Source organism: Sulfurimonas sp. CVO (assembly GCF_009883775.1).
GTDB lineage: Bacteria > Campylobacterota > Campylobacteria > Campylobacterales > Sulfurimonadaceae > Sulfurimonas > Sulfurimonas xiamenensis.
Genome location: NZ_CP033720.1, coordinates 1,148,255 through 1,174,404 on the forward strand (window position 1 = coordinate 1,148,255; position 26,150 = coordinate 1,174,404).

Consider the following 26,150-nt stretch of genomic DNA (forward strand, 5'->3'; position numbering starts at 1 on the left):
TAATTGTATCTTAAAAGATATAGGATTTAAAATGAGAGTAGAAAAAAAAGCAACAGTTGTTTCAACTTCAGTAGCAGCACTGCTTGTTGTTATGAAAATGACAATTGGTATCTTAAGCGGTTCTATTGCAGTTTTAGCTTCTGCAATTGATTCTTTGCTAGATTTGACAGTATCCTTGTTTAACTACTTTGCACTCCATAATGCTGAAAAGGACCCAGACAACAATTTCAACTATGGACGAAATAAAATCGAACCACTTGCAGCAGTTATAGAGGGTACTGTAATTTCTCTCTCAGCACTATTTATACTTTATGAAGCGCTTATAAAAATAATTTATCCTCGAGAAATGAACTATGTAAACGAAAGTATTACAGTAATGCTTCTTTCTATTTTAATTACATCTTTGCTTGTAATGTACTTGAACAGTGTTGCTAAAAAAACAAACAATATGGTTATAAAAGCAGATGCGCTTCACTATAAAACAGATATTTTTTCAAACGGCGCGGTTCTTTTAGCACTTGGGCTTGTTTCGCTAACAGGAGAAGGATTAATTGACCCTATTCTTGGTATTTGTATTGGCATCTATATGATTTATTCGGCAATGCCTATTATAAAAGAGGGTATTTTAATGCTTCTTGATGCTGCATTGTCTGAAGATGATATAAAAAAGATTACAGATACTATTGAAAGTCAAACAGATATAACTGACTATCACAAGCTTCAAACAAGAGAATCAGGCTCTCATATATTTATATCTGTTCATCTTGTCTTTAATGTAAGCATATCACTCTATGATGCACATCTTGTAGCAGATAAATTAGAGATGAAATTAAAACAACTTTTTAAAGATAAAAATGTTCATGTGCTTATACATATGGATCCATATGATGATTCAGAGATAAACGATATAGAAGAAACTATCTAGTTGTTTTAGATAGTTTCATTTATGTTTTATCTCGCAAATTCAACAGCTCTGCTTTCTCTAATAACATTTACTTTTATCTCGCCCGGATACTGAACTTTCTCTTCTATCTCTTTTGCTATCTCTTTTGCCATTAAAACAGACTCATCATCATTTACAAGAGAAGCGTTTACGATTACTCTTACTTCCCGCCCCGCATTGATTGCATATGCCTGTTTTACACCGGTATGCTCTGACGCTATCTCTTCTATTTCTGTAACTCTTTTTAGAAAACTCTCCAACACCTCTCTTCTTGCACCCGGTCTTGCCGCAGACAACGCATCTGCAGCACATACTGCACCACACTCTATCGAATTCATCTCCTCGTATCCGTGATGCGCATAAATCGCATTTATAACCACACCATGCTCATTATAACGATTACAAATCGCCGCACCCAAATCAACATGACTCCCATCATGCTCATGTGTCAAAGCTTTGCCTATATCATGCAAAAGCCCTGCTCTTTTTGCCAATCTGACATCTCCGCCCATTTCAGCAGCCATTATTCCAGCCAAATGAGCAACTTCAAGAGTATGCGCAAGTGCGTTTTGCCCATAACTTGCACGATAACGAAGCTTGCCAATAAGTTTAATAAGCTCAGGATGCATCACGCCGATATCCAAATCTGCGATAATTTCTTCACCCTCGTTGAGTATATTTGCATCAAAATCATCACAAACTTTACTATAAATCTCTTCTATTCTAGCCGGCTGAATACGACCATCTTCTATCAATAACTCTATAGTTTTTGTTGCAATTGCACGACGATAAAGATTAAAACTGCTTACAAGAATCGCATTTGGAGTATCATCTATAATAATATCTACACCTAAGAGAGTTTCAAGAGTCTTAATATTTCTTCCCTCTTTACCTATTATACGCCCTTTTAACTCATCATCAAAAAGATGCACTAAATTTGTAAGGCGCTCTGCGGCAAATTCACCTGCATATCTGCTTGTTGCCTGAGCTAAAATATAGTTTGCTCTTTTTTTAGCCTCTACTTTTGCCTCATTTTCATACCGTCTTACAATATGAGCTATCTGCGCCCGAGATTTCTCTTCTATTTTTTCAAATAGAACAATTTTTGCTTCATCTTTTGTCATTCCTGCACAGTGCTCAATCGCACCTAGTGCTTCATCTATTTTCTCTTCATATCTCTTTTTTAGTGAGTCTAAAGATTTTTCATTTCTTTTTAAATCAACTTGTCTCGATTTTAAAATAGCTACTTCATCTTGAAGTCTTTTTTCTTCATTTTGTTTATAGCGCTTAAAATTTTGCTCTTTTACTATAATATCATCTTCTCTTTGGCGAAGATCTGCTTTAGCTCTCTCTTTTGCACTCTCATACAATTTTACTGCTTCTAATTCTATCTCTTGAGATTTTATATTAGCTTTGTAGAGCAGCATTTGTGCTTCATTTTCAATAGCACCGGCTTGAGCTTTAGCTTTTTCGACATAAATATCAAAATTAGCATTAGTTATTTTTTTAGAAATGAAAAATCCAATAAGCCCACTAACGGTAGCTGTCACACCACCAATTAGTATCTCATTTAACATTTTACTTCCTGTTTATAGCCATATTTTTATTTCGTACTTTAACGCGTGGCGTAATAATTAAATCGCATGTAATGTCATACTCATCACAAATAAACTCTTTTGTGTAACAAAATTCTGATTGTATAAAAATTGTGTACGGTCTCTTTTTCAACTTTGCAAAGAAACGATCATACATTCCTTTTCCAAAACCAACTCTTTGTAAATTTCCATCCACACCAACAACTGGCACTATAGCTATATCTATTTTTTTAATATTTCTTAAACTGTTTCCCGCTTCATAAATTCCAAATTTCTTTTTTTTAAGCGGTAATCTAAATGGTACCATCTTAAAACTTTCGCCTTGCATAAACGGCACATAAATATCATACTTTTTTCTCATTATTTTTATTGATTTTGCCGTATCAGCTTCAAAAGGCAATGAAGTATAAAAAAGTATTTTCTTATTTTTAAACTTTTTAAGTTCTTTTTGAAGTTCAATATTTATCTTGGCATTTTTATAAAAACGATTATATTTAGGACTGTTTTTAATTTTCCTTAGACAATTTTGTCTAAAAGTAGCTTTTGTAAGAGACATATAAAATCTTTATGGTTATAATTTCAGTTATTTTAACTCAAAAAAACAGAAAACAAGGTAAATCTATGCTAAAAAATTATATTTTATCACTCTCCATTTTATCGGCAATTTTATTTCAAGGCTGCTCTGATAATAAAGAAAAAACTGAGAATGCTCAAAGTGTAAATCAATTAGTTTCAACAAAAGAGTATGTGCTTACAGGTATTGATCAAAAACAGTATGTTGTAAAAAAAGAGGGTACAGGTTTTATTTTAGAAGGAGCAAATGATAAAATAGTAATATTTGATATATTTGCAACATGGTGTCCTCCTTGTCGTGCTGTAGCACCACATTTAAGCTCGTTGCAAGAAAAATATAAAGAAGATATTATTGTTATCGGTGTAACCATAGAGGACAATATTCAAAACTCAAAATTACAAGAATTTGCAGAAAAATACAACGCGAAATATATTTTAGTAAATTCAGACCAAAACCGTCGTTTAAGTGATGAGATTGTAAAAGAGCTCGGACTTGGAGACAGATACCCTATTCCGACTATGGCGATGTACAAAAATGCAAAATTAATCAATCATTATGTCGGTGCTACCGCGGAAGAGTTTATTGAGAGTGATATCAAAAACGCTTTAGGAAAATAGATGTTTGGATTTATAAAAAAATCCCTTAACAAAACTGCTGAGGCGATTAAGTCAGTAGTTCCAAAAAAGAAACTCTCTTTTTCCAAAGAGGAGATTGAAGATATTCTGCTTGAAGCTGATGTTGAGTATGAATTAGTAGAGATAATTTTAAAAGAGATATATCAAAGCAAAGTAACTCGTGACATTCTTCGTTCAAAACTACTTGCAACGCTTGCTTACACAACATATAAAGAGCCTGAGTTTACACCTCCTTTTGTAGAGTTGATTGTCGGTGTAAACGGTGCCGGAAAAACAACTACTATCTCAAAACTGGCATATAAATATAAAAGCGAAGGCAAAAAAGTGATACTTGGCGCCGGGGACACATTTAGAGCGGCTGCTATAGAGCAGCTTACACTATGGGCAAATAAACTTGATATTCCTATAATCGCTTCAAAACAGGGACATGACAGTTCTGCAGTTGCTTACGACACTATAGATTCTGCAAAATCCAGAAAATTTGACAATGTTATCATAGATACTGCAGGAAGACTTCATACACAGACAAATCTTGCACATGAACTTAAAAAGATAGCCCGTATATGCGACAAAGCTCACAACGGTGCACCTCATAGAACGATACTAATCATAGACGGCACACAAGGCAACTCTGCAATAGCACAGGCAAAAGCTTTTAACGAGATGATTGGTGTAGATGGAATTATTATTACCAAACTTGACGGAACGGCAAAAGGCGGAAGTGTTTTTAGTATAGCTTATGCTCTTGAGCTCCCGATTCTTTTTGTAGGTACAGGCGAGCAGCCTGAAAATTTAACACCCTTTGATAAGTATGAATTTGTTGACAGTCTGCTTGATGTAATCTATGTTGAAGAGGAGTAAAATATGGCAAAGTGCCATATTTTACAAGAGAACACTTTAAAATAAGTATAATCGCACAACTCTCCTATAAAGGCTTATTTTATGTCTAAAAAAAAGATTCTCTTTGAGTGTCAACACTGCGGATTTACAACACCAAAATGGATGGGCAAATGCACAAACTGCGGGGCATGGGACTCATTTATAGAGCTTAATGAGCACCAGCAAGAAGTTGTAAAAAAAACAAAATCAGCATCAAGCACCTCCGCAAAAGCAATCAGCATAAATGAGATAAAAGAAGAGAAGGTATTTCGATTTAGCTCTAAAGATATAGAGCTGGATATGGTTCTTGGCGGAGGAGTTGTGCCGGGCTCACTGACACTTATAGGAGGAAGTCCGGGTGTTGGAAAATCGACACTCCTTTTAAAAGTCGGTGCAGATATAGCTTCAAGCGGACAAAATGTTCTGTATGTAACAGGTGAAGAGTCAGGTTCTCAGATAAAACTGCGCGCAAATAGACTCGGTGCAAATCAAGATACTTTATATCTATTGAGCGAGATAAGACTTGAGCAGGTTTTAACAGAACTTGAACATAAAGATTATACTTTTTTAATTATCGACTCCATTCAAACACTCTACTCCGAAAATATCGCATCTGCACCGGGGTCTGTAACTCAAGTAAGACAGATTACCTTTGAGCTTATGCGTATTGCAAAAGATAAAAACATCGCTATCTTTATTATTGGGCATATTACAAAAGAGGGATCAATCGCCGGTCCAAGAGTTTTAGAGCATATGGTTGATACCGTCTTATATTTTGAAGGCGACTCTTCACAGGAACTTCGGATTTTAAGAGGATTTAAAAACCGTTTTGGGCCGACAAGCGAAATCGGTGTTTTTGAGATGAAAAACAATGGACTTGTATCAGCAACTGATGTAGCTTCAAGATTTTTCAACCGCAACTCAGAACAGGCGGGATCAGCTCTGACTGTTGTTATGGAAGGCTCCCGCCCGATTATACTCGAAGTACAGGCTCTTGTTTCAGAGTCGCATACCGCAAACTCTAAAAGACAGGCTACAGGTTTTGATACAAACAGACTAAATATGCTGCTTGCACTTTTGGAGAGAAAACTTGAAATTCCTTTATCTGGATATGATGTTTTTATTAATATTACAGGCGGTATTAAAATAAACGAAACTTCTGCGGATTTGGCAATATTAGCAGCAATTATCAGCAGTTTTCGCAATCGTGCGATTTCCAAACAAACCGTTTTTATAGGCGAAGTTTCTCTTGTCGGTGATGTTAGAGATGTTTTTGCAATGGATGCAAGACTTAAAGAGGCAAGCATGCAAAATATATCCAAAGCACTTGTTGCAAAAAAACCGTTGGAAAAATCAAATATCAAAACATTTATTGTAGATGAAGTTACAAAATTGCTGGAGTGGTACTGATTAAACAAACATTAAAATCTGTTTTAATCTATTCATAGTATAATCCGCTCTAATAAATATTTAAAAGGAAACAGATAGATGGATGCTCAAGTAAAAAGTGAAGAAAAATACGCAAAATTATCAATAGCATATGAAGGAAAAGAAGAGGCGAAATTAGTATGCTCCACTGTTGATAAAATAATTGCCAAATATGATATAAAACCTGAAACATATATATGCAATATAACTGATAAAAAAGATGTAATGGTTATCGAATATCAAGATGATATGGATCGTCAGGCTGGCGATATATTTGAAGAAATTATCAAAACTTTAAACATAACTATTTGTAATTAATATTTGATATATAACAGATGATTGGAATAGATCTTATAAAAACATCTCGCATGAATCTCTTTATAGAGCGATTTGGCGAAAAAGCCCTTCTTAAATTTCTATCCAAAGAAGAAATAAAGCTTGTTAAAAACTATAAAACAGCTTCTGGCTTTTGGGCAGCAAAAGAAGCCTGTTCAAAAGCCTTGGGAGTTGGCATAGGCTCAAAATGCAGCTTTCATGATATTGCTATATATAAAACATCAAACGGTGCACCAAAATTAAAATTATCAGAAAAACTTTTAAACAATTTTAATATTTTAGATTCCAGTCTCTCCATTACTCATGACGGGGATTATGCCATAGCTGTAGTAGCCATTGAATCAGCCCCCGCCGACAAAATCTAACAACTCTAGTTTATCATTATCTTTTAAAGTATAAGTTGCCCACTGGTTTTGTTTTACTATCTCCATATTTACGGCTGCTGCCATAACTTTATCTGTTAATCCCAACTCTTTTAAAACATTTTCAAGAGTTACATTTTCGCTAAACTCTTTTATTTCACCGTTTATTATAAGTTTCATCATTTCTCTTTTTTTTAAAATAATATCTTATTTTTTATTTACACTGTTTTATTGTTCAACTCTTGCATATACGGCTTCTACTAATTTTTTAAAAATTTTAAAATGGCTTTTCATATAAAAAAGATACTCTGGATGCCACTGAACACCAAAAATTAAAAAATCATGACTTTTTGATGATATTGCTTGAGTAATATTATAATCATCAACAGCTTCGAGCCTAAATTTTTTTGCCAATTTATCAACTGCTTGATAATGCAGAGTATTAATTTTTAAACTCTGCTTTTGCACTATTTCACATAAAAGTCCATCTTCTTTGAGTTCTATTTTTTTCCAAGGAAAAGGGGTATATCTATACTTATAATCACCTTTTCTGATATCTTTATGCAGAGTGCCTCCAAAAAAGACATTAATAAGCTGGTAACCTCTGCAAATGCCAAGTACCGGTTTTTTTTCTTTTACCGCTCTATACAACAAGGTATACTCTAAAAGATCTCTTTGATAGTTAATAACTTCTTCAAGTTCACATGTCTCTTGCTCAAACAGTGCATGATAAAGATCATCCCCACCGCTGATAATCAAACCATCCATTTTTAAATTTTTTATATCATCACCCGGTATTACTACTTTTGACTTCACACCTGCCAAAAAAAGCGCAAAACATATAAAAAATCTCGAAATTGTTCCCTTCCTGGGACCTGTCACTATGACAGTAGCTCTAGTACGCATTTTTGACACTCCTCTACCCATTCATCTTTGCTAAAGATTGCTTTTTCTATTTTTTTAAAAAATTTCTCACTCATCTCTTCAAAAAGTTTTTCATTGTTTGCCAACAGCTCCACAATTACCCATAACTGAAACTCTACAGAAAGATTCCATCTAAAGAGATCAATTTTTGAATTTGGAAGTCTATAATGATAAGTCGGTCTAGGATTGATTTTTTCATCAGGCAGCTGTTTTCTTACTCTTTTTTCATCCCAGTGTGCCAACATTGGCAGCATATCTAAAACACGATTTCTAGTTGGATTGTAAAAAAGATAATCTTCTATAAAGCGCTCTTTATCTGGATTGTACTCTTTGTTTACAACAAGCCTGATATACTCTTTTGGAAAATCATTAATAAAAGGGGACATTTTTCTAGCTATATCAAGCTCGCTTTGCACTTCTATCCACTTCTGTAAAATCAAAAAAGATTTAAAAATTTTCAGTATATCACCCATCTCGTCACTTGGCGGTTCTATGTTAAAGTGAACACCAAAGGCGTATTGAAAAGAGTAAGTAGTACCTAATGCACCCTGAAGCCTGAGTTTATCTATCATATTATCAAGTAATGGCAGTTTTGAAATAGGAATAGGCGGTGAAGATATCTCAAAAGGAATAAATTTTTTAGAAGTTTTTTCAAGCAAATCATTGATATCGCTCGATATTGTTCCTATAACGCTGCTTAATTTTGTAAACAGCCCTTTACTTTCTATTTTTTGTAAAAACATAGCATCTAATTCAAATGTAAAATCACCATATTTCGTCTTTTTAAGTATTACTTTATATTTATTTACCTCAACTATATTCCCGCCGAACAATGATGAAACAACAGCCGCACTGTTTAAAAGAGGTAAATTAGAATACTCTATTTCAACACCGACTCTTCTATCACTTTTGTTTTTTTTATAAAAAAGTTTTGGTCTATACTTGGAATCTATAATGTTTGTATATTCAAAATTCAAAATCTACCTCCCCTTTCTAATTGCGCTGATAATAATATTTTAGCACAATTAAATTATAGAAATAATATATATTTTTACAAAAAATTCTTTTTTATATAAACTCCAATTCAAGTTTATAATCCATCAAAACAATCATTATAAACTTATTTTCTGAACCTTTTAAAATTCTCAGCCTGTTCAAATATCTCTTTAAACACTTCATCTTTTGTAATCGGTGGATAACCGTGTTTTGCCAACAGCATAATCAGATCAACTTTTAGTTCTGCTTTTATATCTTCTCTTATATTCCAATCGGTATATTTGCTTTTATCATCAACAGCTTTTTTTACCTCTTTGGCAAGCATAATGAGTTTGTCTTCAGGATAATCAAAATCATATTTATGCGCTATCGCTTTTAATATATCATAAAAAGCTTTCTCTTCAAAGTCTATTCCCATATCACCAAAAGACTCTTTCTCTTTTCGCAGTTCGTGATAAAGATCGATAATCTCATCAGTGAAATCATTTAAAACATTACTCACTAGTACATCTTCTTCTTTGCGTTCATTATACTTCTCAACAAGAGCAGTAAATTTTTTGGAAAACTCTACGCCTTTTACTTTGTTTACTCGGCTGAACTCCTCAAGTGCTTTTGCCAGAAGCTGCTGGAGTAGTTTTATTTTCGTATTTGGTAACTTTATCTTCTCTATCTTGTTGATATAATCTTCATCAAAAATATCTATTTGAGCTTCGTCTTCGCTTCCTAGTTTAAATATCTCTTCTACCCCGTCACTTTTAAGAGCTTCACTAATCATTTGAGCGACTTTTGCATTCATTTGAGTAGTATCAGGAGCTTCACCTTTTGTCAGCTTTACAACAATAGAACGAACAGCCAAATAAAAGTGAATATGGTCTTTTTCATCCTCACTAAACGCTTCACTCCCACAACAAATATCGTAAGCCGATTTGAGTCTTTTGACTACATACATAAAACGAGTTTCTAACTCCTTTGTAAGCTGTACAAACTCACTGGCAAGATTTAAGCACTCTAGTTGTTGGATTGGTGTACCTTGAAAATAAGAAGTTTTATCAAATCTATAAAATAACTTTGACAATAAATCGAGTTGGTCTTTTACTACCACTATAGAAGCATTTATATCTTCAAAGTTTTGACTATCTATTTGTGAGAACTGTTTAAGTGCTTTGTTCATAGCGGTTTTAATACCGATATAATCAACTACAAGCCCCTTATCTTTACCTGCATATTTTCTATTAACCCTAGAAATTGTCTGGATAAGATTGTGTTGCTGTATGGGTTTGTCTATATAGATGGTATCTAAAAATGGCACATCGAACCCCGTAAGCCACATATCTACAACTATTGCAATTTTAAAGTTTGATTTTTCATTTTTAAATTGTGTATCGAGCATTTTTCTATACTCTTTTGTTCCAAGCGCATCATACAACTCTTTTTCATCATCTGGATTTCGAGTCATAATCATTTTGAGTCGTTCTAACGGAAGTATCTCTTTTTTCTCTTTATCACTTAGCACAACAGCCTCATCACATACTCGTTGTTCATTCCACTCAGGTCGTAGGGCAATAAGCTCTTGAAAAAGTGCGTATGCAATATGTCTGCTGCTTGATACAAAAAGAGCTTTACCCTTAAGTGTTGCCCCTTCGCTCACTCTTTTTTCATAATGCTCTACAAAGTCTTTAGCCAAAGCTTTTATGCGGTCTGGGTCTCCAAGAATGGCATTCATGTTCGCCATCACTTTTTTGCTCTCATCTATTTGGTGTTCGTTTGCTCCAAGCTCTGCACACTCATCATAGTACTCTTCTATCTCTTGAAGCTTTGCATTATCAAGTAAGACCTTTGCGGCTCTTCCCTCATAAACAATTCTTACGGTAATTTCATCTCGTACCGATTCCGTCATGGTATAGCTATCTACCACAGCACCAAAGACATCAAGCGTAGCATCAATAGGTGTTCCTGTAAAGCCAACATAAGTAGCATTTGGAAGTGAATCGTGCAAGTACTTTGCAAAACCATAAGTTTTCTTTACGCCGTCTTTTGTCACTTTTACTTTTTGGTCTAGATTTATCTGGCTTCTGTGTGCTTCATCAGATATGACTATGATGTTTGAACGCCGGCTAAGTATCTCTAAATCTTCGGTAAATTTATGAATGGTAGTCAAAAAGACTCCGCCACTTTCACGACCGCTTAGTCTTTGCCTTAAATCTTCACGACTCTCTACGCTTACTATGCCATCATCACCAATAAAACCTTTGGCATTTGAAAACTGGCTGCTTAATTGCACATCCAAGTCGGTTCTATCGGTAATAAGTATGATGGTAGGGCTAGAGAAATGTACGCTTTTCATAAGCATTCGCGTGAGGTAAAGCATGGTAAAGCTCTTGCCACACCCAGTAGCACCAAAGTATGTACCGCCTTTACCGTCACCATGAGGTTTTTGATGCTCTTTGATATTTTCGTAGAGCTTTCTAGTAGCATAGTACTGAGGATAGCGGCAAACTATCTTTTCCTCTTTTTTTGATTTGTCGGGCATGTAGATAAAGTTATGGATAATATCTACAAGGCGTTCTTTGTTAAACATACCTTGAATCATACTGTGAAGCGATGCAATCCCATCAACCTCTACTTCATCGCCTGTAATCTTTCTCCAAGAGTAAAAAAACTCATAGGGAGCAAAAAAGGAGCCTGCTTTGTTGTTTACTCCGTCACTTATGACACAAAAAGCGTTGTACTTAAAAAGCTCTGGGATGTCCCTGCGGTATCTTGTGGTGAGCTGCACAAAAGCATTGTGTATGGTAGCGTCTTCTCTTATGGCACTTTTAAACTCAAACACTACCAATGGCATACCGTTTATATACAGTATGCCATCAGGGATTCGTTTTTCGTAGCCTGTTATTTCAAGCTGATTAATTATTTTAAAATTGTTATTTTGTACATCGTCATAGTCTATAAACTCTACATAGATATCTTTTTGATTTGCATCTTCTCTTTTAAATATAAACCCATCAGAAACAAGCTTCATGATAGATTTGTTTGTATCGTAGAGATCACTTGCAGGATATGATTCTAGCTTACGAATAATTTGAGTGATTTCACTTTGTGTGATATTATCGCTTTTATACCTAGAAGCTAGATAAGCTCTCAAATCATCTACTAGAAGTACTTCACTATCACCTCTTTGTATATCTTTGCCGTACTGATAGCTTATGCCTTGTTCATCAAGTAGCTCTATAAATGCCAGTTCTAGTTTCTCTTCTGTAAATTTACCCATGATATATTTCCCAGTGCCCCGATTTTAGACTTCCGACTCTTGTAAGTCTATTTTGCTCTTTTAGTTTTGCTATATCTCTTTTGATTGTTTTGTCAGACACTTCTAACATATTTGCAAGTTGTGCTATTGTGATATCTCTATTTTCAATGACAAGTTCAATTATTTTATTCAGCCTTTTTATTGGGACATCTTTAGGGACATTTATAGGGACATCATTTTTTACTTTTTGCATGGATTGCAATATCATCTCAAGCATAAACTCTATAAATGGTGTGCTTTCTCCTAACTCAGTTGAGTTTTCTATAGCTTTATAGTACTCTTCTTGATGATCTCTTACTATACTCTCTGTCGGTAGAAGTGAAAAAATAGGATTAAAGCTGTTTAAGATAACACTTTGCCAAAGTCTTCCGATTCTACCGTTTCCATCTGAAAACGGATGTATAAACTCAAACTCATAGTGAAATATACACGACTTCAAAAGCATATGCTCATCACTGTTTTTTAGCCATGCAAAAAGGTTTGTCATCAAGTCATTTACCATGCTAGGCTGTGGGGCGATATGTTCACCCACTTGTACATTTACACCTCTAAAGCTCCCAGCAGACGACAATATCTCACCCATCAATATTTTGTGTGCAAGAAATAGATCGTCTAACTCATCGTATTTGTACTCATCAAGTCTCTCATAAGCTTTTATAGCTCCATTTACTTCTGCAACTTCTTTTACGGTACCTAAAACTTTTTTACCGTCCAAAATAGCTGTGATCTTCTCTTCACCTAAAAAATTCCCTTCGATCTCCAAAGTACCTGCTAAGGTTTTGATGCGGTTCTTTTTTCTAAGCATCGGGTTTACTTTTGATCCTTTGTTGAATTGAAGTTTTGTCAGCTCTTCGCTAATACGAGTTGAGAGTTTTAGTATTTTTGAAGTAATTTTATATGGTGGAGTATTACTCATCGCTTATAGCCTTTTTGTAAGCTCTCTTTAAACTCTAGGGTTTTGTTTTCGCCTTGGTTTATTAGGTTTGTAATGCTATTCATTTTATTTTTCCATTAGTTTAAAGTATGTTCCAAAATGGAACCAACTGAATTTTCTATTTGGCTGCCTCTAGACTCTATTTTATATGCAATATTTTCAATAAGTTGGTTCATATTAATTTTTCCAAATGAATAATCTATACAAGATTTTATATCAATTTTAGCACTTGCCATAACAACATCATTTTTATCTAAAATATTTATTTGTATTTCATCAAATTTATCTTTTTGAAGTTCATCATTATCTAATGCCATGGCAAGCTTTGTAAAAACTTGTGATGCATGAATAACTGACTCTTGTAGATCATTATTTTTTTTAATGTACAAATTTAATATAAAAATATTTTTTTTATCATTTAAAGAATGAAATTCAAAGCCAACAGTTTGTATATTATGAATAATGTGTAGCAACGATGCTTCACTTCGTATATTAAATGCAATACTTTTTACTTCGTCTGTTGCCATTATTTCTTCAGTGTAATTCAAATAGATAATAACCTCTGCCAATCTTAAAGCATTGTAAACACTATGTATGTAAAAAGTAATCTCTTTTAGTTGATTATGATTAAGAGTTTTGGTTTTTCTGTTGTCCTTTTGCCCATATTCTACTTTGATACTATTCTTTCCAATCTCAAAATCTTTATGTGTAGCAATATTTCTCCATTGACTAAATACAATATTTAATATTGGGTCTTTAGTTAATTCATCAAACCAATTTATCAAATTCAGTGTATCACCAAAATTTTTGCCTGCTGTATCTGGTAAAACACCATCTTTATCAAATGTATAAATTTTATAAAATAATTCTATTCTTGGTTTATAGCAACTTTCTAAAATCTCATATATCACATCAAAATGATATTCCGCAAATTCTCTTGGAGAGTATGATGAAAAATCTTTAGGTTGCCTAATATAATATGCTAAATATAGACTATCAGTTTTTGAAATTTTTAATAAATTTAAAGCCAATTCTTTAATGACTTTATTTTTATCTTTTGCTATTGCATCATTAAAAACTTTTAAGACTTTTTCAAATAATTGTTCAAATTTTTCTTTTTTTGCTATATATTTTATATAGTTGACAAGCTCTGTTCTCAATAACTCTTTATTTTTCAAGAATGTTGTTTCATCCTTAAAGTGCTTCAAAAAAACTTCTTTTGTTACATAATTATATTCATCAATAGTCAAATCAGGATCATATTGTAATGTTTCAAAAATATTATGCATTTATCCTCACTTCTAAAAGCTTTAGAAAAAAAGTATATGTTACATGGATGAATCGTTTTTGATATTTATACATATTTACCCCTCTATAGTTGCCATTTTTGAAAGTAAAATTTCTTTCATTTCAACCAATAGTTCAAGTTCTTCAGAAGTGCATTTTATTAATTTAAAAAAGTTATCTATAGAAGTATGAAAACTATATTGGACATTTTTTGTAGGCACTAAAACTTTAAGTTGTGAAAACTCAGTTTTATTAAAGTTTGCACCTATAGATCCTTTTTGAGACCATTCTTTTATTTTTATACCAAGTTCTTTTAATGCAAAGTAGCCATAACAATAACTAAAGTCATTATTACACTTAATGCTGTTTATTTGTTGGTTTGTTTGAGATTTTTTTGATATTAAGGCAACTAAACCAGGAGTTGCAATACAACTAACACAAATAGAGTTTTTTGGTAAAGTTTTATTTTTTTGGCTATTTTCACCAATTTTAGATAAAAATCTTTTTGTATTATTTACATATAATTTATTATGCATATCTGGTATAGTGATAAATGGGATATCTTTTCCATAATTATTTATATTATTTGTTCTTGGTGTTTTACCTGTAACAATTTCACCAACTGTATCTAGCCTCTTATATTTCCACCCCTTCGGTATCTCCATCTCCAACTCATCACAATAAACCATCTCACCACCGTTTGATTTATATGGTTTACCATTTTTATCTGGAAATTCAAAATTTACAAACCACTCTTTGTAGATGCTTTGTGCGGTCTCTTCTAGTTTTTGGTTGAGTTGTTCGCCTAGTTTGATTCTATCTACGATGGTGTGGTACTCTTTGACTATTTCTCGCTGTTTTTCTATGGATGGTATGGGTAGTTCTACTTCACACATCTCATCCCAGCCAAAAGCTTCTCTTGTACTTCCATGTGACATATATCTGGCATATCTATCAAACTCTTCTCTTCTAAACCACATCATGAGGTATTCAGGGAGCAGTTCATCTTGCTTTGTAACTTCAAATACTGTGTACGATGTAGAAACTATCGCCTCATCATCTTCAAGTAGTGCTACAGATATTTTATCTCCGTTTCGTGAAGTTATAGAGCCGTATGTGAACTGATTTTTTTTCACTATTTTATATGTTGACATATCTGTGCCGATAGTATTGGCAATAGAAGGAATAAATTTTTTAGTGATACTTACACCCAGAAGATTATCAACTTCTAGATTAATGTTTTTTACACTTACTTGCTGTATAAACTGTCCTAGCCTTTTATAGTTTGATCTCATAACCCAACTCTTTAAATACTTCTAGCAGCTCTTTTTTTGATTCTTCTTCCTCTTTGAGTAGCTCTGCAAATTCACTTTGCAGTGTAGTCATTTTTGTATCAAAGTCTATGTTTTCATCTCTGTTTACAAACTCTATATATTTGCTAGGCACGAGCGAGTAGTCTTTTGCTATCACTTCATCTTTTGATGCACTTTTACAGTATTCTGCTATATCGTGGTAAGCTTCTTTGTCACTTTGCCATGTATGATAAGTTGTCGTTACTTCTTCGATGGTCTCTTCGTCAAACTGTGTAAACTTTTTCTCAAACGGCACTCCCTTTTGTCTTAAGTCCATAAAGAGTATCTCATCTGTTCTGTTACGATGAACCTTAGTTTTACCATTTTGCTCAAATTCTCTTTGCTTTTTATTTGCATTGAGTATCCAAAGTGTTACGCTTATGTCTGTGGTATAGAAAAGATTTCTAGGTAAAATCACTATAGCCTCTACCAAATCATTTTCTATAAGTTTCTTTCGTATTTTGTACTCTTCACCGCCACCGCTAAGTGCTCCGTTTGCAAGGATGAAGCCAGCTACACCGTTTACAGAGAGTTTTGATGCCATGTTGAGTATCCAAGCATAGTTGGCGTTGGATGTTGGTGGAGTGTCGTATCCTGCCCATCGTGGGTCATCGAGCAGTTCGTTTGTACCTCTCCAATCTTTTTGGTTAAATGGCGGGTTCGCCATGATGAAGTCGGCTTTTAGGTCTTTGTGTTGGTCTTTAAAAAATGTGTCAGCAGGTACATCGCCGAGGTTGGCAGAGATTCCTCTGATGGCTAGGTTCATCTTTGCTAGTTTGTAAGTAGTTGCCGTGTACTCTTGACCATAGACTGAAATGTCTTTTTTGTTTCCGTTGTGAGCATCTATAAACTTGACAGACTGCACAAACATACCACCACTTCCACATGCAGGGTCGTATATCTTGCCTTTGTATGGTTCTATCATATTTGCTATGAGGTTTACTATGGACTTTGGAGTGTAAAACTCTCCTTTGCCTTTGCCCTCCGCTATGGCAAACTTACTCAAAAAGTACTCATACACACGCCCGACTATATCGTGACCTTTGTCTGCTATGGTGTTTATGTTGTTGATGGTGTCTATGAGTGCGGAGAGCTTACTTGCATCTAGCCCTAATCTTGAGAAGTAGTTGTCGGGCAATGCCCCTTTGAGCGATTTGTTGGTTTTTTCTATGTGAGAGAGTGCCGTGTCTATTTTAAGGGCTATGTCATCTTGTTTAGCATTTTGTTTTATGTAGCTCCAGCGTGATTCTTCGGGCAGGTAAAAGACATTCTCCATGGTGTAAAACTCCACCATATCGACAAATGCCTCTTTGCCTTCGGCTATGAGCTGTTCTCTGCGTTCTTCGTAAGTATCACTTACAAACTTTAAAAAAATAAGTCCTAAAACTATATGTTTGTATTCGCTTGACTCAACGCTTCCTCTGAGTTTATTCGCACTCTCCCAAAGAGTCTCTTCCATACTTTTTTGTTTCTTCTCTTTTGCCATTAATAAAAATACCTAAATTTTAATATAGGGTTATTCTATCTAAATAGCACTAAATAGATATAAAATTTGTTATAAAATCACATAAATCTAAAATACAAATTTTAAAAATAAAGTATGATTTAGATTGTTGCACTTAGTTGTTGAATGGGCGGAAGCTTAAAATTATCTAAAGTAAGTGGTGGGTTCTATAGGACTTGAACCTATGACCACCCCGTTATGAGCGGGGGGCTCTAACCAACTGAGCTAAGAACCCACTGTTTCTAAAAAAGCAAATGCTTTGTAGGTCGGAATTATAATTTAATTTACCTTAGAGTTTTCTGATTTTTATGCATCTTTGATTTTGAAAACTAAGGCATAAAGAAGAGGTACATAGATAAGATTTAGGAATGTAGCCCATGCTATTCCAAATCCGAGTGAAATTGCCATCGGCTGAAGTATCATAGCCTGTCCTGAAGCAAAAAAGATAAGTGTTGAAAGTCCCAAAACAGTTGTCAATGATGTTAAAAGTATAGGTCTTAATCTTGTTTGCGCCTGCTTCATCAACTCTTCCGTATTTTTAGCATTTTTGATAAAATTGACCACTATAAGTCCATCATTTACAACGACCCCGGCAAGACCTACTATTCCTATCAACCCTGGCATAGTGAGGTTTATTCCCATAACTATATGTCCAATGAAAACTCCAAGCAAAACCAATGGTATAGTGCTTAAAACAATAAGAGATTTTTTTATGGAATCAAATAACCAAACTAGAGTTATAAATATCAAAAAGATTGCGATAAATGCCGCTTGAAGCATCTCTTTTTGATTTTTAGCATTCTCTTTCTCTTCTCCTTTTATATCAACTACATAACCATCATCTTTTAATTTTGCAAATACAGGTTCAAGCTTTTTCATAACTTCGCCAGAAGTTATTACTTCTTTATCAATGGAAGCCAAAACTGTTCTTATTCTTACACCGTTCTCTTTTTGAAGAGCCACAAATCCTTGGGTTATGATAAAATCACAAACATCTCGCAACAAAACTAATTGATCTGAAGATGGTACTTTAACCTCCAAAGTATCTATAGAACTTATCTGCTCATTTATACCGCTCTCTATTTTTATGCGAACAAGGCCGCTTTCGTTAAACATTTTGCCATATTCGCCTTTTAGGTAGTATGCTCTAAGCTCTCTTGATATAAGTTCTTCATTAAAGCCCAACTGCTGTCCATACTCGTTAACACGAAGCTTCAACTCCTTTTCTCCAGGTGTTGCATCGTTTGATATATTGCTGACACCATCTATGGCTCTTAGTGCATTTTCAAGTTCTTTTATGCCTTTTAGCATTTTTTGCTCATCATCACCGGCACTTAAGCTTATCTCGATATCTGAAGCAACTACACCGGCTCCGGGAACTTTTACAATGAGCTCTTCAAAAACCAAATTATCATCTTTTTTTATCTCTCTAAAAGGTTCTACTACCTTTTGAACATCTACAGCTATCTCTTTTGCATCTCTTTGTCTTATCAAACTCTCTTTATCATACTCGATAGAGAGATAAGGGCTTACATATTTGTCAAATGCATTATCGGGAGCACGCTCACTTAAATCTATAAATATATGAAAAAGATGTTCACCCGTCTCAGCCATATTTTTGGCATCAAGCTTGAAGCCTATAACAGAAGTTATAGATGCTATATCGTCGCCTTTTATATTTTTTAAAAGCTCTTTTTCCAGTTCGGTTACGATAGTTTCCGTATCTTCAAGTTCATTGTTAACATTTACTTTTCCATATACATACACCTGTGTTGTGTCAAAATCAGGAAAGAGTTGAAACTTAGCGTTTTTAATCATCACTCCCGTTATAGACAAAATAGTTACCACTATAACTACTAAAGAAGTCTTTCTTCTCTTAAATACAAAATGTAAAAAAGCGTTATGCCAAGAGGAGAGTTTTTTCCAAATCTTTCTTGTAAAACTCTCATTATGAGAAACCTTTAAAAAGTCATGTGCATGCAGCGGCAAAAAGTAAAATGCTTCAAACAGAGATGATAAAAGAAGTACGGTAATCATAATAGGAACTATTTTTATAAACATTCCCATCTCACCGCTAAGCAAAAGCATCGGTAAAAATGCAAAAACCGTTGTAAGCGTTGCAGTAAGAACCGCCGGGAACATCTCCTGCGCTCCGACTATTGCCGCTTCTCTTCTCTCCATCCCCTCTTCTAAGTGTCTGTAAATATTTTCTGCAACAACAATTGCCTCATCTACAAGCATCCCAAGAGCTATTAGAGCACCTAGCAATGAGAGCATATTAAGAGAGTCCCCCATAATCTCTGTTGCAATAAGACCAATCATAAAACTAAGAGGAATACCTAAAGCAACTACAAAAGCTATTCCGCGGTTTATAAATATAAGCATCGCCAAAAAAACCAGCATCAGGCCAAAGATTATATTTGCAAAAACAATATTAAGCCGATTTTTAATCCAAACAGAAGTATCAGCATATATTTTGTACTGTAATTCTGGATGCAGTTTTGTATTTTCTTTTAAGATTTCACGCACCTGTTTTACAAGTGCTATCGCATTACCCTCTTTGGATTTTGAAATATTTATAGATATATTTCTCATACCGTTATAGTGAGAAAGTTCTGCTTCATCACTAAGCTGAAATGATGCATCTGCTATATCGCCTATACGAACTTTAGTATCTCCGATACTTATAATAGTATCTTCTATTGCTTCTTCGCTTTTTTCTCCGTTATATGTAGATATATATAAATGAGAACCTCTCTCTTTAATCGTTCCTACCGGAAAAACCGAACTTATATTTTTTAGTGATTCTATTGCCAAAGAGGGCTGAAGTCCAAAAGCTAAAAGCTTTTGTTCATTTATCTTTATAACCAACTCTTCATCGGCATCGCCTCGAATAGTAATTTCACTAAGATCTTTTAGCCTGCTAAGCTGACTCTTTAGCTCTTCTGCTCTTTGTAAAAGCTCCTCTTTTGGTCTATCACCCGCTAAAGCTACTAGCGCCAGGGGAAAATTATGCAGCTGTATTTTTGCAATAGGTTCTTCCATATCTGCAGGCAAATCTTTTTTAACACTGCTTACTATATCTTTTACATCATTCAATACATTTGCATTATCAGATCCTGCTTTGATATCTGCTATTATTGAAAATGAGCCATTTTTTATGGTTGTTTCAATAACATCTAGTTCGCTTATATTTTGTAGATCATCTTCAATGGTTTTTACAACCATCTTGTCCAATACATCAGCTGAAGTACCGGAATATCCGCCTGCAATGGTAACTTTGTCCATATTCATAGGCGGAAAAATCTCTTTTGGAATATTAATATATGAAAAGACAGAGAGCACAAAAACAAAAGTTAGTAAAATATGGTTTAAAAGTGGTTTATCTATCGAAAACTCTAAAAAACGGCGAATCATTTAACTTCTTTAAAAAAGTGTATCAAGTATTTGATTTTTATATCGTATCGATTCAACGGAACCCTTTATAAGTCTATTTTCTTCTTTTAGAGTATCATACTCACTTTTTAATTTTGATATATCCCTGCTTATAAAGTATATCTGCTGTTGAATATATATCTTTGGAAAAAGTATCACACAGACAAATACAATAGAAAGCAAAACATACAAAAGATAGTTTGCATCGACCTTTTTTTTGGGATTTATAACTAAATCAATTTCATCCAGTAACTCTGTTTTTTCGCTCATATCAGCTGTCCGTCTCAAAAACTCTCATCTTGGCACTTCTGCTTCTAGGGTTGGCCTTTAGTTCGCTATCTTCTGCTGTAATAGGCTTTTTTGTTAAAATTTTTCCATATGAATGATTATTTCCGCAGGTACATCTCATCGCCTCTTTAGGGCAGATACAGCTATTTTTCCATTTATTAAACCTGTTTTTTACAATCCTGTCTTCTAGTGAATGAAAAGATATAATGGCTATTTTAGCATTTGGGAATTTCGCCTCTTCAATAGTGTCTAAAAGTGAGTTTAACTCACCCAGTTCATCATTTACTTCTATGCGGATAGCCTGCATAAGAAGCGTTGAGGGGTGAATCTTTTTGCCTTTTGGCATTAAATGTTTTGTAGCTTCGCTTAACTCTTTTGCAGAGGAAAAGGGACGATTGCCAACTATAAAAGATGCTATTTTTTTATAGTTTCTAAGTTCACCGTACTCTAAGAGTATTCGCTCAAGTTCTTGTTGTGAATACTCGTTTATAACTGTCGCGGCACTTAAAGAAGCCTCTTTGTTCATTCTCATATCAAGAGTTTCACTTGTAAATGAAAAGCCTCTCTCTTTTTGATCCAGCTGAAGAGAAGATACGCCTATATCTGCTAAAACAGCTTTAATCTCTTTAATGTCATTTTCTTGAAGTATCTCTTTTATAACTGAAGAAAAACGCCCTTTTTTGATCTCTACTCTATCCTTGTAAGGTTCAAGTCTTTTAGTAGAAAAGTCAATAGCAGTCTGATCCTGATCTATTGCAATAAGTTTTATATTTGGATTTGCTTCAAGAAGCATTGATGAATGTCCGCCATACCCCATTGTGCAGTCGATAATTATTCCCTCTTTTATATCATTAAAAATTTCTAACACTTGCTTATATAAAACGGGAATATGTGGAATATCTTGCATACTAACCTTGCTGCTGTTTTTTTATAATTATACATTAACTTTGTAAAGTTTAATTTTTATTAGTGTATCATAAATAAAAAAAGAAATAGAAAATATGCAGCTATTAATTAATGAATATTTTTTAGAAATTACCGCCTTAATCACGGCTGTAACTCTGCTGATAATTTATTTTATTTTTAAAATATTATATAAAAAAAACACTTCTGATTCTTTAGATAAACAAAGCATTGAAGTGAAAACTTCTAGTAAAACAGAAGATGATATCATCGAACCTGAAAATAGAAAAAAACGCGAACTTATTCCTCACAGTAAAATTACAAAAGAGAACTTTTTCCTTTTTAAAAATGTAAAAATTTTAATTGCCGAAGACAATATAATCAATCAAAAGGTTATAACTTCTATTTTATCAAACTCAGGCATAGATATCACCATTGCGAATAATGGACAAGAAGCATTAAATATACTAAAAAAAGAGAGTGATTTTTCAATCATATTTATGGATGCGCATATGCCGGTTATGGATGGATATCAAGCGACAAGAATAATTAGAAAAAATCAAAACTATAATCATATACCTATCATTGCCCTTAGCGGAGATACCGCACCTGAAGATATCAAAAATATGCTTAATGCCGGTATGGAAGCACATCTTGAAAAACCTATTAAAATGGATGCTATTTATGATGTTTTATATATATACACTACAGGAGAAGAGGAACAAAACAACTCTTACAAAAGTCAAAAAGTTAATTTAAAACTTGACACTGAAAAGGGCTTAGAGATATGTGGAGATGATAAAAACTTTTATCTTGAAATACTTAATGATTTTATATCAAGTTATTGTGACTCAGCAGATAAACTTCAAAAATATATAAATGATAAAAACAAAACAGATGCAGACAAAATGCTGCTAGATATATCTGGAGTTTCTGCGAATATAGGTGCAAATAATCTGCACGATAGAGCACTTGATTTAAAAAAAAGCATAACAAACCCAACAGATGATTTAAAGTATATCAATGACTTGAAAAAATACTCAAGATCTCTTCATCAGGTTTGTGAAGCTATTGAAAAGTATAAAAACAATAACTAATTTTTTACACTTTAAATTAAAGTTAGCGGCTTAACGCTTTTTTAACATTATCATCAGCCATGCTGATATTCCAAGCCGGTTCCCAAACTAAATCAATTTCAACATTTTTAACACCGGCCATTTTCATTACAGCATCTTTTACCCATTGTGTAATTAACTGATGCAGAGGACATGCTTTTGTCGAAAGCGTCATTTTGACATATGCATTTCCTTCATCATCACATGAGGCGTCATATATAAGACCCATCTCTACAAGGTTAAAACCTACTTCAGGGTCTACAACAGTTGATATTGCTAAAAACAATTCATCTTTTGAGTACATTATTTTATATCCTTTATTTTATTTTATAATGAAAAAAAATCTCATCTATCTGAAATACAATACTTAAAATACTACTATCTTATTTATAATTTATCATAAAAAACACGCTTCTTACAAAAGCTAAAGCGCCGATCAATAAAAATGAAGCACCTGCTTGTATTAATATCTCATTTTGAAACAATATTGCAAATGCTACTATCACAACTCCAACAGCACTAAAAATAAACTGAGCTGAAGAACTTTTTGGTGGAAGCATATCTGCCAACATTGGAACTTTTTCTTTTCCGACTAATGGAGAAAATCTCTCAAACCATACAAGAAAAGGTATGATTTTATACATATGACCGGTTATTAAAAAAGTAAAAAAACCAAAAAACATTATCCATGCAGAAGTTAAAAGCAAAGGCTTATAATCAACAACAAGATATGCTAATCCCAAAACTAATGAAACTATAAGAGAAAGATATGAGAAGATAAGCGACTGCGCATAAATATCTATCTCTTTTCTAGCTCTAGTATCATAAATTACTTTTATAAAGAAAAAGTATATAAACAATCCGATTGCTGTTAAAATATAACTTGCATATTCTAAAAATATTGATTTAGTAAATGATGTAGCAACCATCATTAAAACTGCCAAACTTATCATTGTCATAGATATTTCTAATGGCTTCATAGAAAAACTATGAGAAAGCCCAAACATTGGAATCAGAACTACAGACAAACCCATAATTGTAACAATAATATATCCGACAATAACCAAAAAGACATGACTCTTTAATAAAGAGTTGATATCTATATCTATCATACCGGCATATCCAAGCGCCATAACTAAACCAAAAATAATTCCAAAAAAAAGAAATATATTTGATATAAGTACACTGCTCATAACCAGATTTAGTTTTTCAACTTTTTTTATAGTTAAAAATATTTCCATAACAAATATCATCATTGCCGTCAAAACAACAACTCCGCCAAATGGAAGTAGAGTCGGATAACTAAATCCAAATGCCATCAAGGTTGTACCGATAGCAAGCAGAGGCCAAATCGCATAAAAAAGTTCAACACCAAAATGTCCTACTTCTAAAACAACCGGCACCAATTGCGCCATTGCGCCAAAAATTGTCATCATCACAAAACCGAGTAAAAACAGATGGACAAAACTTAACATCTTTACATCTAACATTGATAAATTTTCTGTAGAAAAAAAGAAAACAAATACAACAGATAAAAGATAAAACAGACTCCCCAAAATAAAAAATGGAGAGATCAGTTTAAATGGGGGTGCAAAATCTTGCGAAACAGAAAACATTTTTAACTATTTAATGGCACGCAGTTTGATCAAAATCTGTATTTGCAGATGATGCATTATTGCTTGAAAAAGTTATCTTAACTAAACCATTACCTAGATCATCTGTCTCATAAGAAATATCTTCTTCGAGTTTAGCAAAAAGACCGCCTGGAGCTTTATGATTGATCATAACCAATTTATCATTTGTTCCTTTAATAACTTTCAATCCGCACATCGCATTTACCATTGGATCCGGAGGGCCGCATTTTGATGTATCAAAGTAATAAGTACTCTCACCATCTTTCTCTAATTTATAAAAATCTACAGTTGCTCCCGCAACTTCAATTTTTGATGCCTCTGTAGGTATATATGACATTTTAACTCCTTAAATTTATATTTTTGAATTATATTTTATATATAAAAAAATAGCGTTGATTTGCATCAATAATAAGACAAAATTTATCTGATTTGACCGCTTCCATAAATTTTAAACTTATATGTTGTCAAACCTTCTATTCCCATAGGCCCTCTTGCATGGAGTTTGTTGGTACTTATTCCAACTTCTGCACCAAAACCAAAAGCACCTCCATCAGTAAATCTTGTTGATGCATTTAGATATACGGCAGCTGCATCTATTGCATTTAAAAACATCTCTGCTGTAGTTACATTTTGTGTGATAATGGCTTCTGAATGGCCTGAAGAAAATCTCACTATATGCTCTACTGCTCCCTCGACACCATTTACTACTTTTATATTAAGGATATTTGCTAGATACTCAGTATCATAATCTTCATCCGTGGCATTTGCCACATCTATAATTGCTTGTGTCTCTTTACACCCTTTTAGCTCTGTATGCGCTTTGTCAAACTCTGCTTTTAAAAGTGGAAGTGTCTCTTTGGCTATAGCACTGTCAACTAAAAGAGTCTCCATAGCATTACAAACTCCAGGTCTTTGTACTTTTGCATTTATAGCAATTTTTATAGCATCATCTATTTTTGCATCTTTGTCTATATAAGTATGACACTGCCCTTTGTCATGTTTTACAACACTTACTGTTGCATTGTCGCTTACATATTTAATAAGCCCTGCCCCACCGCGAGGAATAATCAGGTCTACATACTTATCCATTTTAATCAATTTAGCAACTCCCTCTCTTGAAGAGTCCGGAATTAGAGAAATTAAAGATTTTGGCAGATTGTTTTTTTCTAAAATAGTTTGAAGAATTTTTGCTATTGCTTCATTTGAATTTTGAGCCTCTTTTCCACCTTTAAGCACGCAAACATTTGAGCTTTTAAAACAGAGTGCTGCCGTGTCGCTTGTTACATTCGGGCGAGATTCATAAATAATTCCTATTACACCGATAGGAATTGATACTTTTTCAATCTTTAAACCATCTTCTGTAACCCAGCCCTCAAGAACACGACCAACAGGTTCTTTAAGTGCCGCAATCTCTTCAATTGCCACTGCCATCGCATCAATGCGTTTTTCATCTAAAAGCAATCTATCCATCAAAGCAGATGATAAATTGTTTTTTTCACCATCTGCAATATCAATAGCATTTGCCTTAATTAAATTAGCACTACTCTCTCTAAGTGCATTTGCCATTTCTCTTAATATTCTATTTTTTTCTGCCCCGCTAATAGTGTTAAATACTCTGCTTGCCTCTTTTGCCTCTGCTAAAAATTGTTCCATCTTCTCTCCTTCTTAATTTTTTAAATTTTCATCCAATAATGTTATACTACCATAAAAAGATAAAGG

24 protein-coding genes and 1 tRNA gene are annotated in these 26,150 nt (G+C 33.7%); 7 read left to right on the top strand and 18 right to left on the bottom strand.

The annotated features are described in order from the left end of the window. The first annotated feature begins 31 nt into the window (after positions 1–31). Entirely contained in the window at positions 32–925 is an 894-nt protein-coding gene (locus CVO_RS05780; protein ID WP_152299145.1) for a cation diffusion facilitator family transporter, read from the top strand. A gap of 26 nt (positions 926–951) precedes the next feature. Here the strand turns inward: CVO_RS05780 and rny are convergent, their stop codons facing one another. Together rny and CVO_RS05790 are read right to left on the bottom strand one after the other, a co-directional pair. Next, entirely contained in the window at positions 952–2,520 is a 1,569-nt protein-coding gene (gene rny, locus CVO_RS05785) for a ribonuclease Y (RefSeq protein WP_159570773.1), read from the bottom strand. A 1-nt stretch (position 2,521) separates the two neighbouring features. Continuing rightward, positions 2,522–3,094 carry a 5-formyltetrahydrofolate cyclo-ligase gene (locus tag CVO_RS05790; protein WP_152299143.1) on the bottom strand — a complete coding sequence of 191 codons (573 nt, stop codon included), beginning with the start codon at positions 3,092–3,094 and terminating at the stop codon, positions 2,522–2,524. Between the two features lie 65 nt (positions 3,095–3,159). Between CVO_RS05790 and CVO_RS05795 the strand changes: the two genes are divergently transcribed. The 5 genes from CVO_RS05795 to acpS all read left to right on the top strand — a co-directional run bounded on the left by CVO_RS05795 (position 3,160) and on the right by acpS (position 6,755). Further along, positions 3,160–3,729, top strand: coding sequence for a TlpA family protein disulfide reductase (locus CVO_RS05795; RefSeq protein WP_159570776.1), 570 nt, complete (start codon positions 3,160–3,162; stop codon positions 3,727–3,729). Beyond that, positions 3,730–4,608 (top strand): signal recognition particle-docking protein FtsY, encoded by an 879-nt coding sequence (ftsY, locus tag CVO_RS05800; RefSeq protein ID WP_152299141.1) that lies wholly within the window; start codon positions 3,730–3,732, stop codon positions 4,606–4,608. An 81-nt stretch (positions 4,609–4,689) separates the two neighbouring features. Beyond that, entirely contained in the window at positions 4,690–6,036 is a 1,347-nt protein-coding gene (gene radA / locus CVO_RS05805) for a DNA repair protein RadA (RefSeq protein WP_152299140.1), read from the top strand. Between the two features lie 78 nt (positions 6,037–6,114). Beyond that, positions 6,115–6,372 (top strand): hypothetical protein, encoded by a 258-nt coding sequence (locus tag CVO_RS05810; RefSeq protein ID WP_152299139.1) that lies wholly within the window; start codon positions 6,115–6,117, stop codon positions 6,370–6,372. 17 nt (positions 6,373–6,389) lie between these two features. Then, the gene (gene acpS / locus CVO_RS05815) at positions 6,390–6,755 is read left to right on the top strand and encodes a holo-ACP synthase (RefSeq protein WP_152299138.1); all 366 of its coding nucleotides are present in this window, start codon (positions 6,390–6,392) and stop codon (positions 6,753–6,755) included. Here acpS and thiS read toward each other — a convergent pair. The 12 genes from thiS to rsmH all read right to left on the bottom strand — a co-directional run bounded on the left by thiS (position 6,732) and on the right by rsmH (position 21,686). Then, a complete protein-coding gene (gene thiS / locus CVO_RS05820) occupies positions 6,732–6,932 on the bottom strand; it encodes a sulfur carrier protein ThiS (RefSeq protein ID WP_152299137.1) in 201 nt (66 codons plus the stop codon). The two genes, acpS and thiS, sit on opposite strands and share 24 nt — an antisense overlap. Before the next feature lie 48 nt (positions 6,933–6,980). After that, a complete protein-coding gene (locus tag CVO_RS05825; RefSeq protein ID WP_159570779.1) occupies positions 6,981–7,658 on the bottom strand; it encodes a gamma-glutamyl-gamma-aminobutyrate hydrolase family protein in 678 nt (225 codons plus the stop codon). Continuing rightward, positions 7,634–8,653, bottom strand: coding sequence for an amidoligase family protein (locus CVO_RS05830; RefSeq protein WP_159570782.1), 1,020 nt, complete (start codon positions 8,651–8,653; stop codon positions 7,634–7,636). Before CVO_RS05830 ends, CVO_RS05825 begins: the two co-directional genes overlap by 25 nt. A 143-nt stretch (positions 8,654–8,796) precedes the next feature. After that, positions 8,797–11,940, bottom strand: coding sequence for a type I restriction endonuclease subunit R (locus CVO_RS05835; RefSeq protein ID WP_159570785.1), 3,144 nt, complete (start codon positions 11,938–11,940; stop codon positions 8,797–8,799). Then, positions 11,933–12,895: a Fic family protein gene (locus CVO_RS05840; protein WP_159570788.1), complete on the bottom strand. Its 963-nt coding sequence runs from the start codon at positions 12,893–12,895 to the stop codon at positions 11,933–11,935. Before CVO_RS05840 ends, CVO_RS05835 begins: the two co-directional genes overlap by 8 nt. A gap of 95 nt (positions 12,896–12,990) precedes the next feature. After that, entirely contained in the window at positions 12,991–14,202 is a 1,212-nt protein-coding gene (locus tag CVO_RS05845; protein ID WP_159570790.1) for a hypothetical protein, read from the bottom strand. Between the two features lie 75 nt (positions 14,203–14,277). Next, positions 14,278–15,495, bottom strand: a complete 1,218-nt coding sequence (locus CVO_RS05850) for a restriction endonuclease subunit S (protein WP_159570792.1) — start codon at positions 15,493–15,495, stop codon at positions 14,278–14,280. Beyond that, positions 15,479–17,038, bottom strand: coding sequence for a type I restriction-modification system subunit M (locus CVO_RS05855; RefSeq protein ID WP_159570794.1), 1,560 nt, complete (start codon positions 17,036–17,038; stop codon positions 15,479–15,481). The genes CVO_RS05850 and CVO_RS05855 overlap by 17 nt, the downstream gene beginning before the upstream one ends. A 176-nt stretch (positions 17,039–17,214) precedes the next feature. Then, positions 17,215–17,291, bottom strand: a tRNA-Ile gene (locus tag CVO_RS05860). Positions 17,292–17,362: 71 nt separating this feature from the next. Further along, on the bottom strand, positions 17,363–20,473 hold the full coding sequence (locus CVO_RS05865) for an efflux RND transporter permease subunit (protein ID WP_159570796.1): 3,111 nt from the start codon (positions 20,471–20,473) through the stop codon (positions 17,363–17,365). Positions 20,474–20,482: 9 nt separating this feature from the next. Next, positions 20,483–20,761: a hypothetical protein gene (locus tag CVO_RS05870; RefSeq protein ID WP_152299127.1), complete on the bottom strand. Its 279-nt coding sequence runs from the start codon at positions 20,759–20,761 to the stop codon at positions 20,483–20,485. A 1-nt stretch (position 20,762) separates the two neighbouring features. Continuing rightward, positions 20,763–21,686 (bottom strand): 16S rRNA (cytosine(1402)-N(4))-methyltransferase RsmH, encoded by a 924-nt coding sequence (rsmH, locus tag CVO_RS05875; protein WP_159570799.1) that lies wholly within the window; start codon positions 21,684–21,686, stop codon positions 20,763–20,765. A gap of 94 nt (positions 21,687–21,780) precedes the next feature. On the opposite strand from rsmH, the gene CVO_RS05880 reads away from it, so the two are divergent. After that, positions 21,781–22,779: a response regulator gene (locus tag CVO_RS05880; RefSeq protein ID WP_159570802.1), complete on the top strand. Its 999-nt coding sequence runs from the start codon at positions 21,781–21,783 to the stop codon at positions 22,777–22,779. A gap of 22 nt (positions 22,780–22,801) precedes the next feature. Here the strand turns inward: CVO_RS05880 and CVO_RS05885 are convergent, their stop codons facing one another. The 4 genes from CVO_RS05885 to CVO_RS05900 all read right to left on the bottom strand — a co-directional run bounded on the left by CVO_RS05885 (position 22,802) and on the right by CVO_RS05900 (position 26,084). Then, positions 22,802–23,101, bottom strand: a complete 300-nt coding sequence (locus CVO_RS05885) for a metal-sulfur cluster assembly factor (RefSeq protein ID WP_152299124.1) — start codon at positions 23,099–23,101, stop codon at positions 22,802–22,804. 79 nt (positions 23,102–23,180) lie between these two features. Beyond that, on the bottom strand, positions 23,181–24,287 hold the full coding sequence (locus CVO_RS05890) for a hypothetical protein (protein WP_241690945.1): 1,107 nt from the start codon (positions 24,285–24,287) through the stop codon (positions 23,181–23,183). A gap of 136 nt (positions 24,288–24,423) precedes the next feature. After that, positions 24,424–24,768: a hypothetical protein gene (locus CVO_RS05895; protein WP_152299122.1), complete on the bottom strand. Its 345-nt coding sequence runs from the start codon at positions 24,766–24,768 to the stop codon at positions 24,424–24,426. 83 nt (positions 24,769–24,851) lie between these two features. Then, complete coding sequence (locus CVO_RS05900) at positions 24,852–26,084, bottom strand: glutamate-5-semialdehyde dehydrogenase (protein ID WP_152299121.1); 1,233 nt, start codon at positions 26,082–26,084, stop codon at positions 24,852–24,854. Between the last annotated feature and the right edge of the window lie 66 nt (positions 26,085–26,150).

Coding starts and splice junctions, on each gene's coding strand:
- CVO_RS05780 (WP_152299145.1), top strand. CDS start 32: ATGAGAGTAGAAAAAAAAGCAACAGTTGTTTCAACTTCAGTAGCAGCA.
- rny (WP_159570773.1), bottom strand. CDS start 2,520: ATGTTAAATGAGATACTAATTGGTGGTGTGACAGCTACCGTTAGTGGG.
- CVO_RS05790 (WP_152299143.1), bottom strand. CDS start 3,094: ATGTCTCTTACAAAAGCTACTTTTAGACAAAATTGTCTAAGGAAAATT.
- CVO_RS05795 (WP_159570776.1), top strand. CDS start 3,160: ATGCTAAAAAATTATATTTTATCACTCTCCATTTTATCGGCAATTTTA.
- ftsY (WP_152299141.1), top strand. CDS start 3,730: ATGTTTGGATTTATAAAAAAATCCCTTAACAAAACTGCTGAGGCGATT.
- radA (WP_152299140.1), top strand. CDS start 4,690: ATGTCTAAAAAAAAGATTCTCTTTGAGTGTCAACACTGCGGATTTACA.
- CVO_RS05810 (WP_152299139.1), top strand. CDS start 6,115: ATGGATGCTCAAGTAAAAAGTGAAGAAAAATACGCAAAATTATCAATA.
- acpS (WP_152299138.1), top strand. CDS start 6,390: ATGATTGGAATAGATCTTATAAAAACATCTCGCATGAATCTCTTTATA.
- thiS (WP_152299137.1), bottom strand. CDS start 6,932: ATGAAACTTATAATAAACGGTGAAATAAAAGAGTTTAGCGAAAATGTA.
- CVO_RS05825 (WP_159570779.1), bottom strand. CDS start 7,658: ATGCGTACTAGAGCTACTGTCATAGTGACAGGTCCCAGGAAGGGAACA.
- CVO_RS05835 (WP_159570785.1), bottom strand. CDS start 11,940: ATGGGTAAATTTACAGAAGAGAAACTAGAACTGGCATTTATAGAGCTA.
- CVO_RS05840 (WP_159570788.1), bottom strand. CDS start 12,895: ATGAGTAATACTCCACCATATAAAATTACTTCAAAAATACTAAAACTC.
- CVO_RS05845 (WP_159570790.1), bottom strand. CDS start 14,202: ATGCATAATATTTTTGAAACATTACAATATGATCCTGATTTGACTATT.
- CVO_RS05850 (WP_159570792.1), bottom strand. CDS start 15,495: ATGAGATCAAACTATAAAAGGCTAGGACAGTTTATACAGCAAGTAAGT.
- CVO_RS05855 (WP_159570794.1), bottom strand. CDS start 17,038: ATGGCAAAAGAGAAGAAACAAAAAAGTATGGAAGAGACTCTTTGGGAG.
- CVO_RS05865 (WP_159570796.1), bottom strand. CDS start 20,473: ATGATTCGCCGTTTTTTAGAGTTTTCGATAGATAAACCACTTTTAAAC.
- CVO_RS05870 (WP_152299127.1), bottom strand. CDS start 20,761: ATGAGCGAAAAAACAGAGTTACTGGATGAAATTGATTTAGTTATAAAT.
- rsmH (WP_159570799.1), bottom strand. CDS start 21,686: ATGCAAGATATTCCACATATTCCCGTTTTATATAAGCAAGTGTTAGAA.
- CVO_RS05880 (WP_159570802.1), top strand. CDS start 21,781: ATGCAGCTATTAATTAATGAATATTTTTTAGAAATTACCGCCTTAATC.
- CVO_RS05885 (WP_152299124.1), bottom strand. CDS start 23,101: ATGTACTCAAAAGATGAATTGTTTTTAGCAATATCAACTGTTGTAGAC.
- CVO_RS05890 (WP_241690945.1), bottom strand. CDS start 24,287: ATGTTAGATGTAAAGATGTTAAGTTTTGTCCATCTGTTTTTACTCGGT.
- CVO_RS05895 (WP_152299122.1), bottom strand. CDS start 24,768: ATGTCATATATACCTACAGAGGCATCAAAAATTGAAGTTGCGGGAGCA.
- CVO_RS05900 (WP_152299121.1), bottom strand. CDS start 26,084: ATGGAACAATTTTTAGCAGAGGCAAAAGAGGCAAGCAGAGTATTTAAC.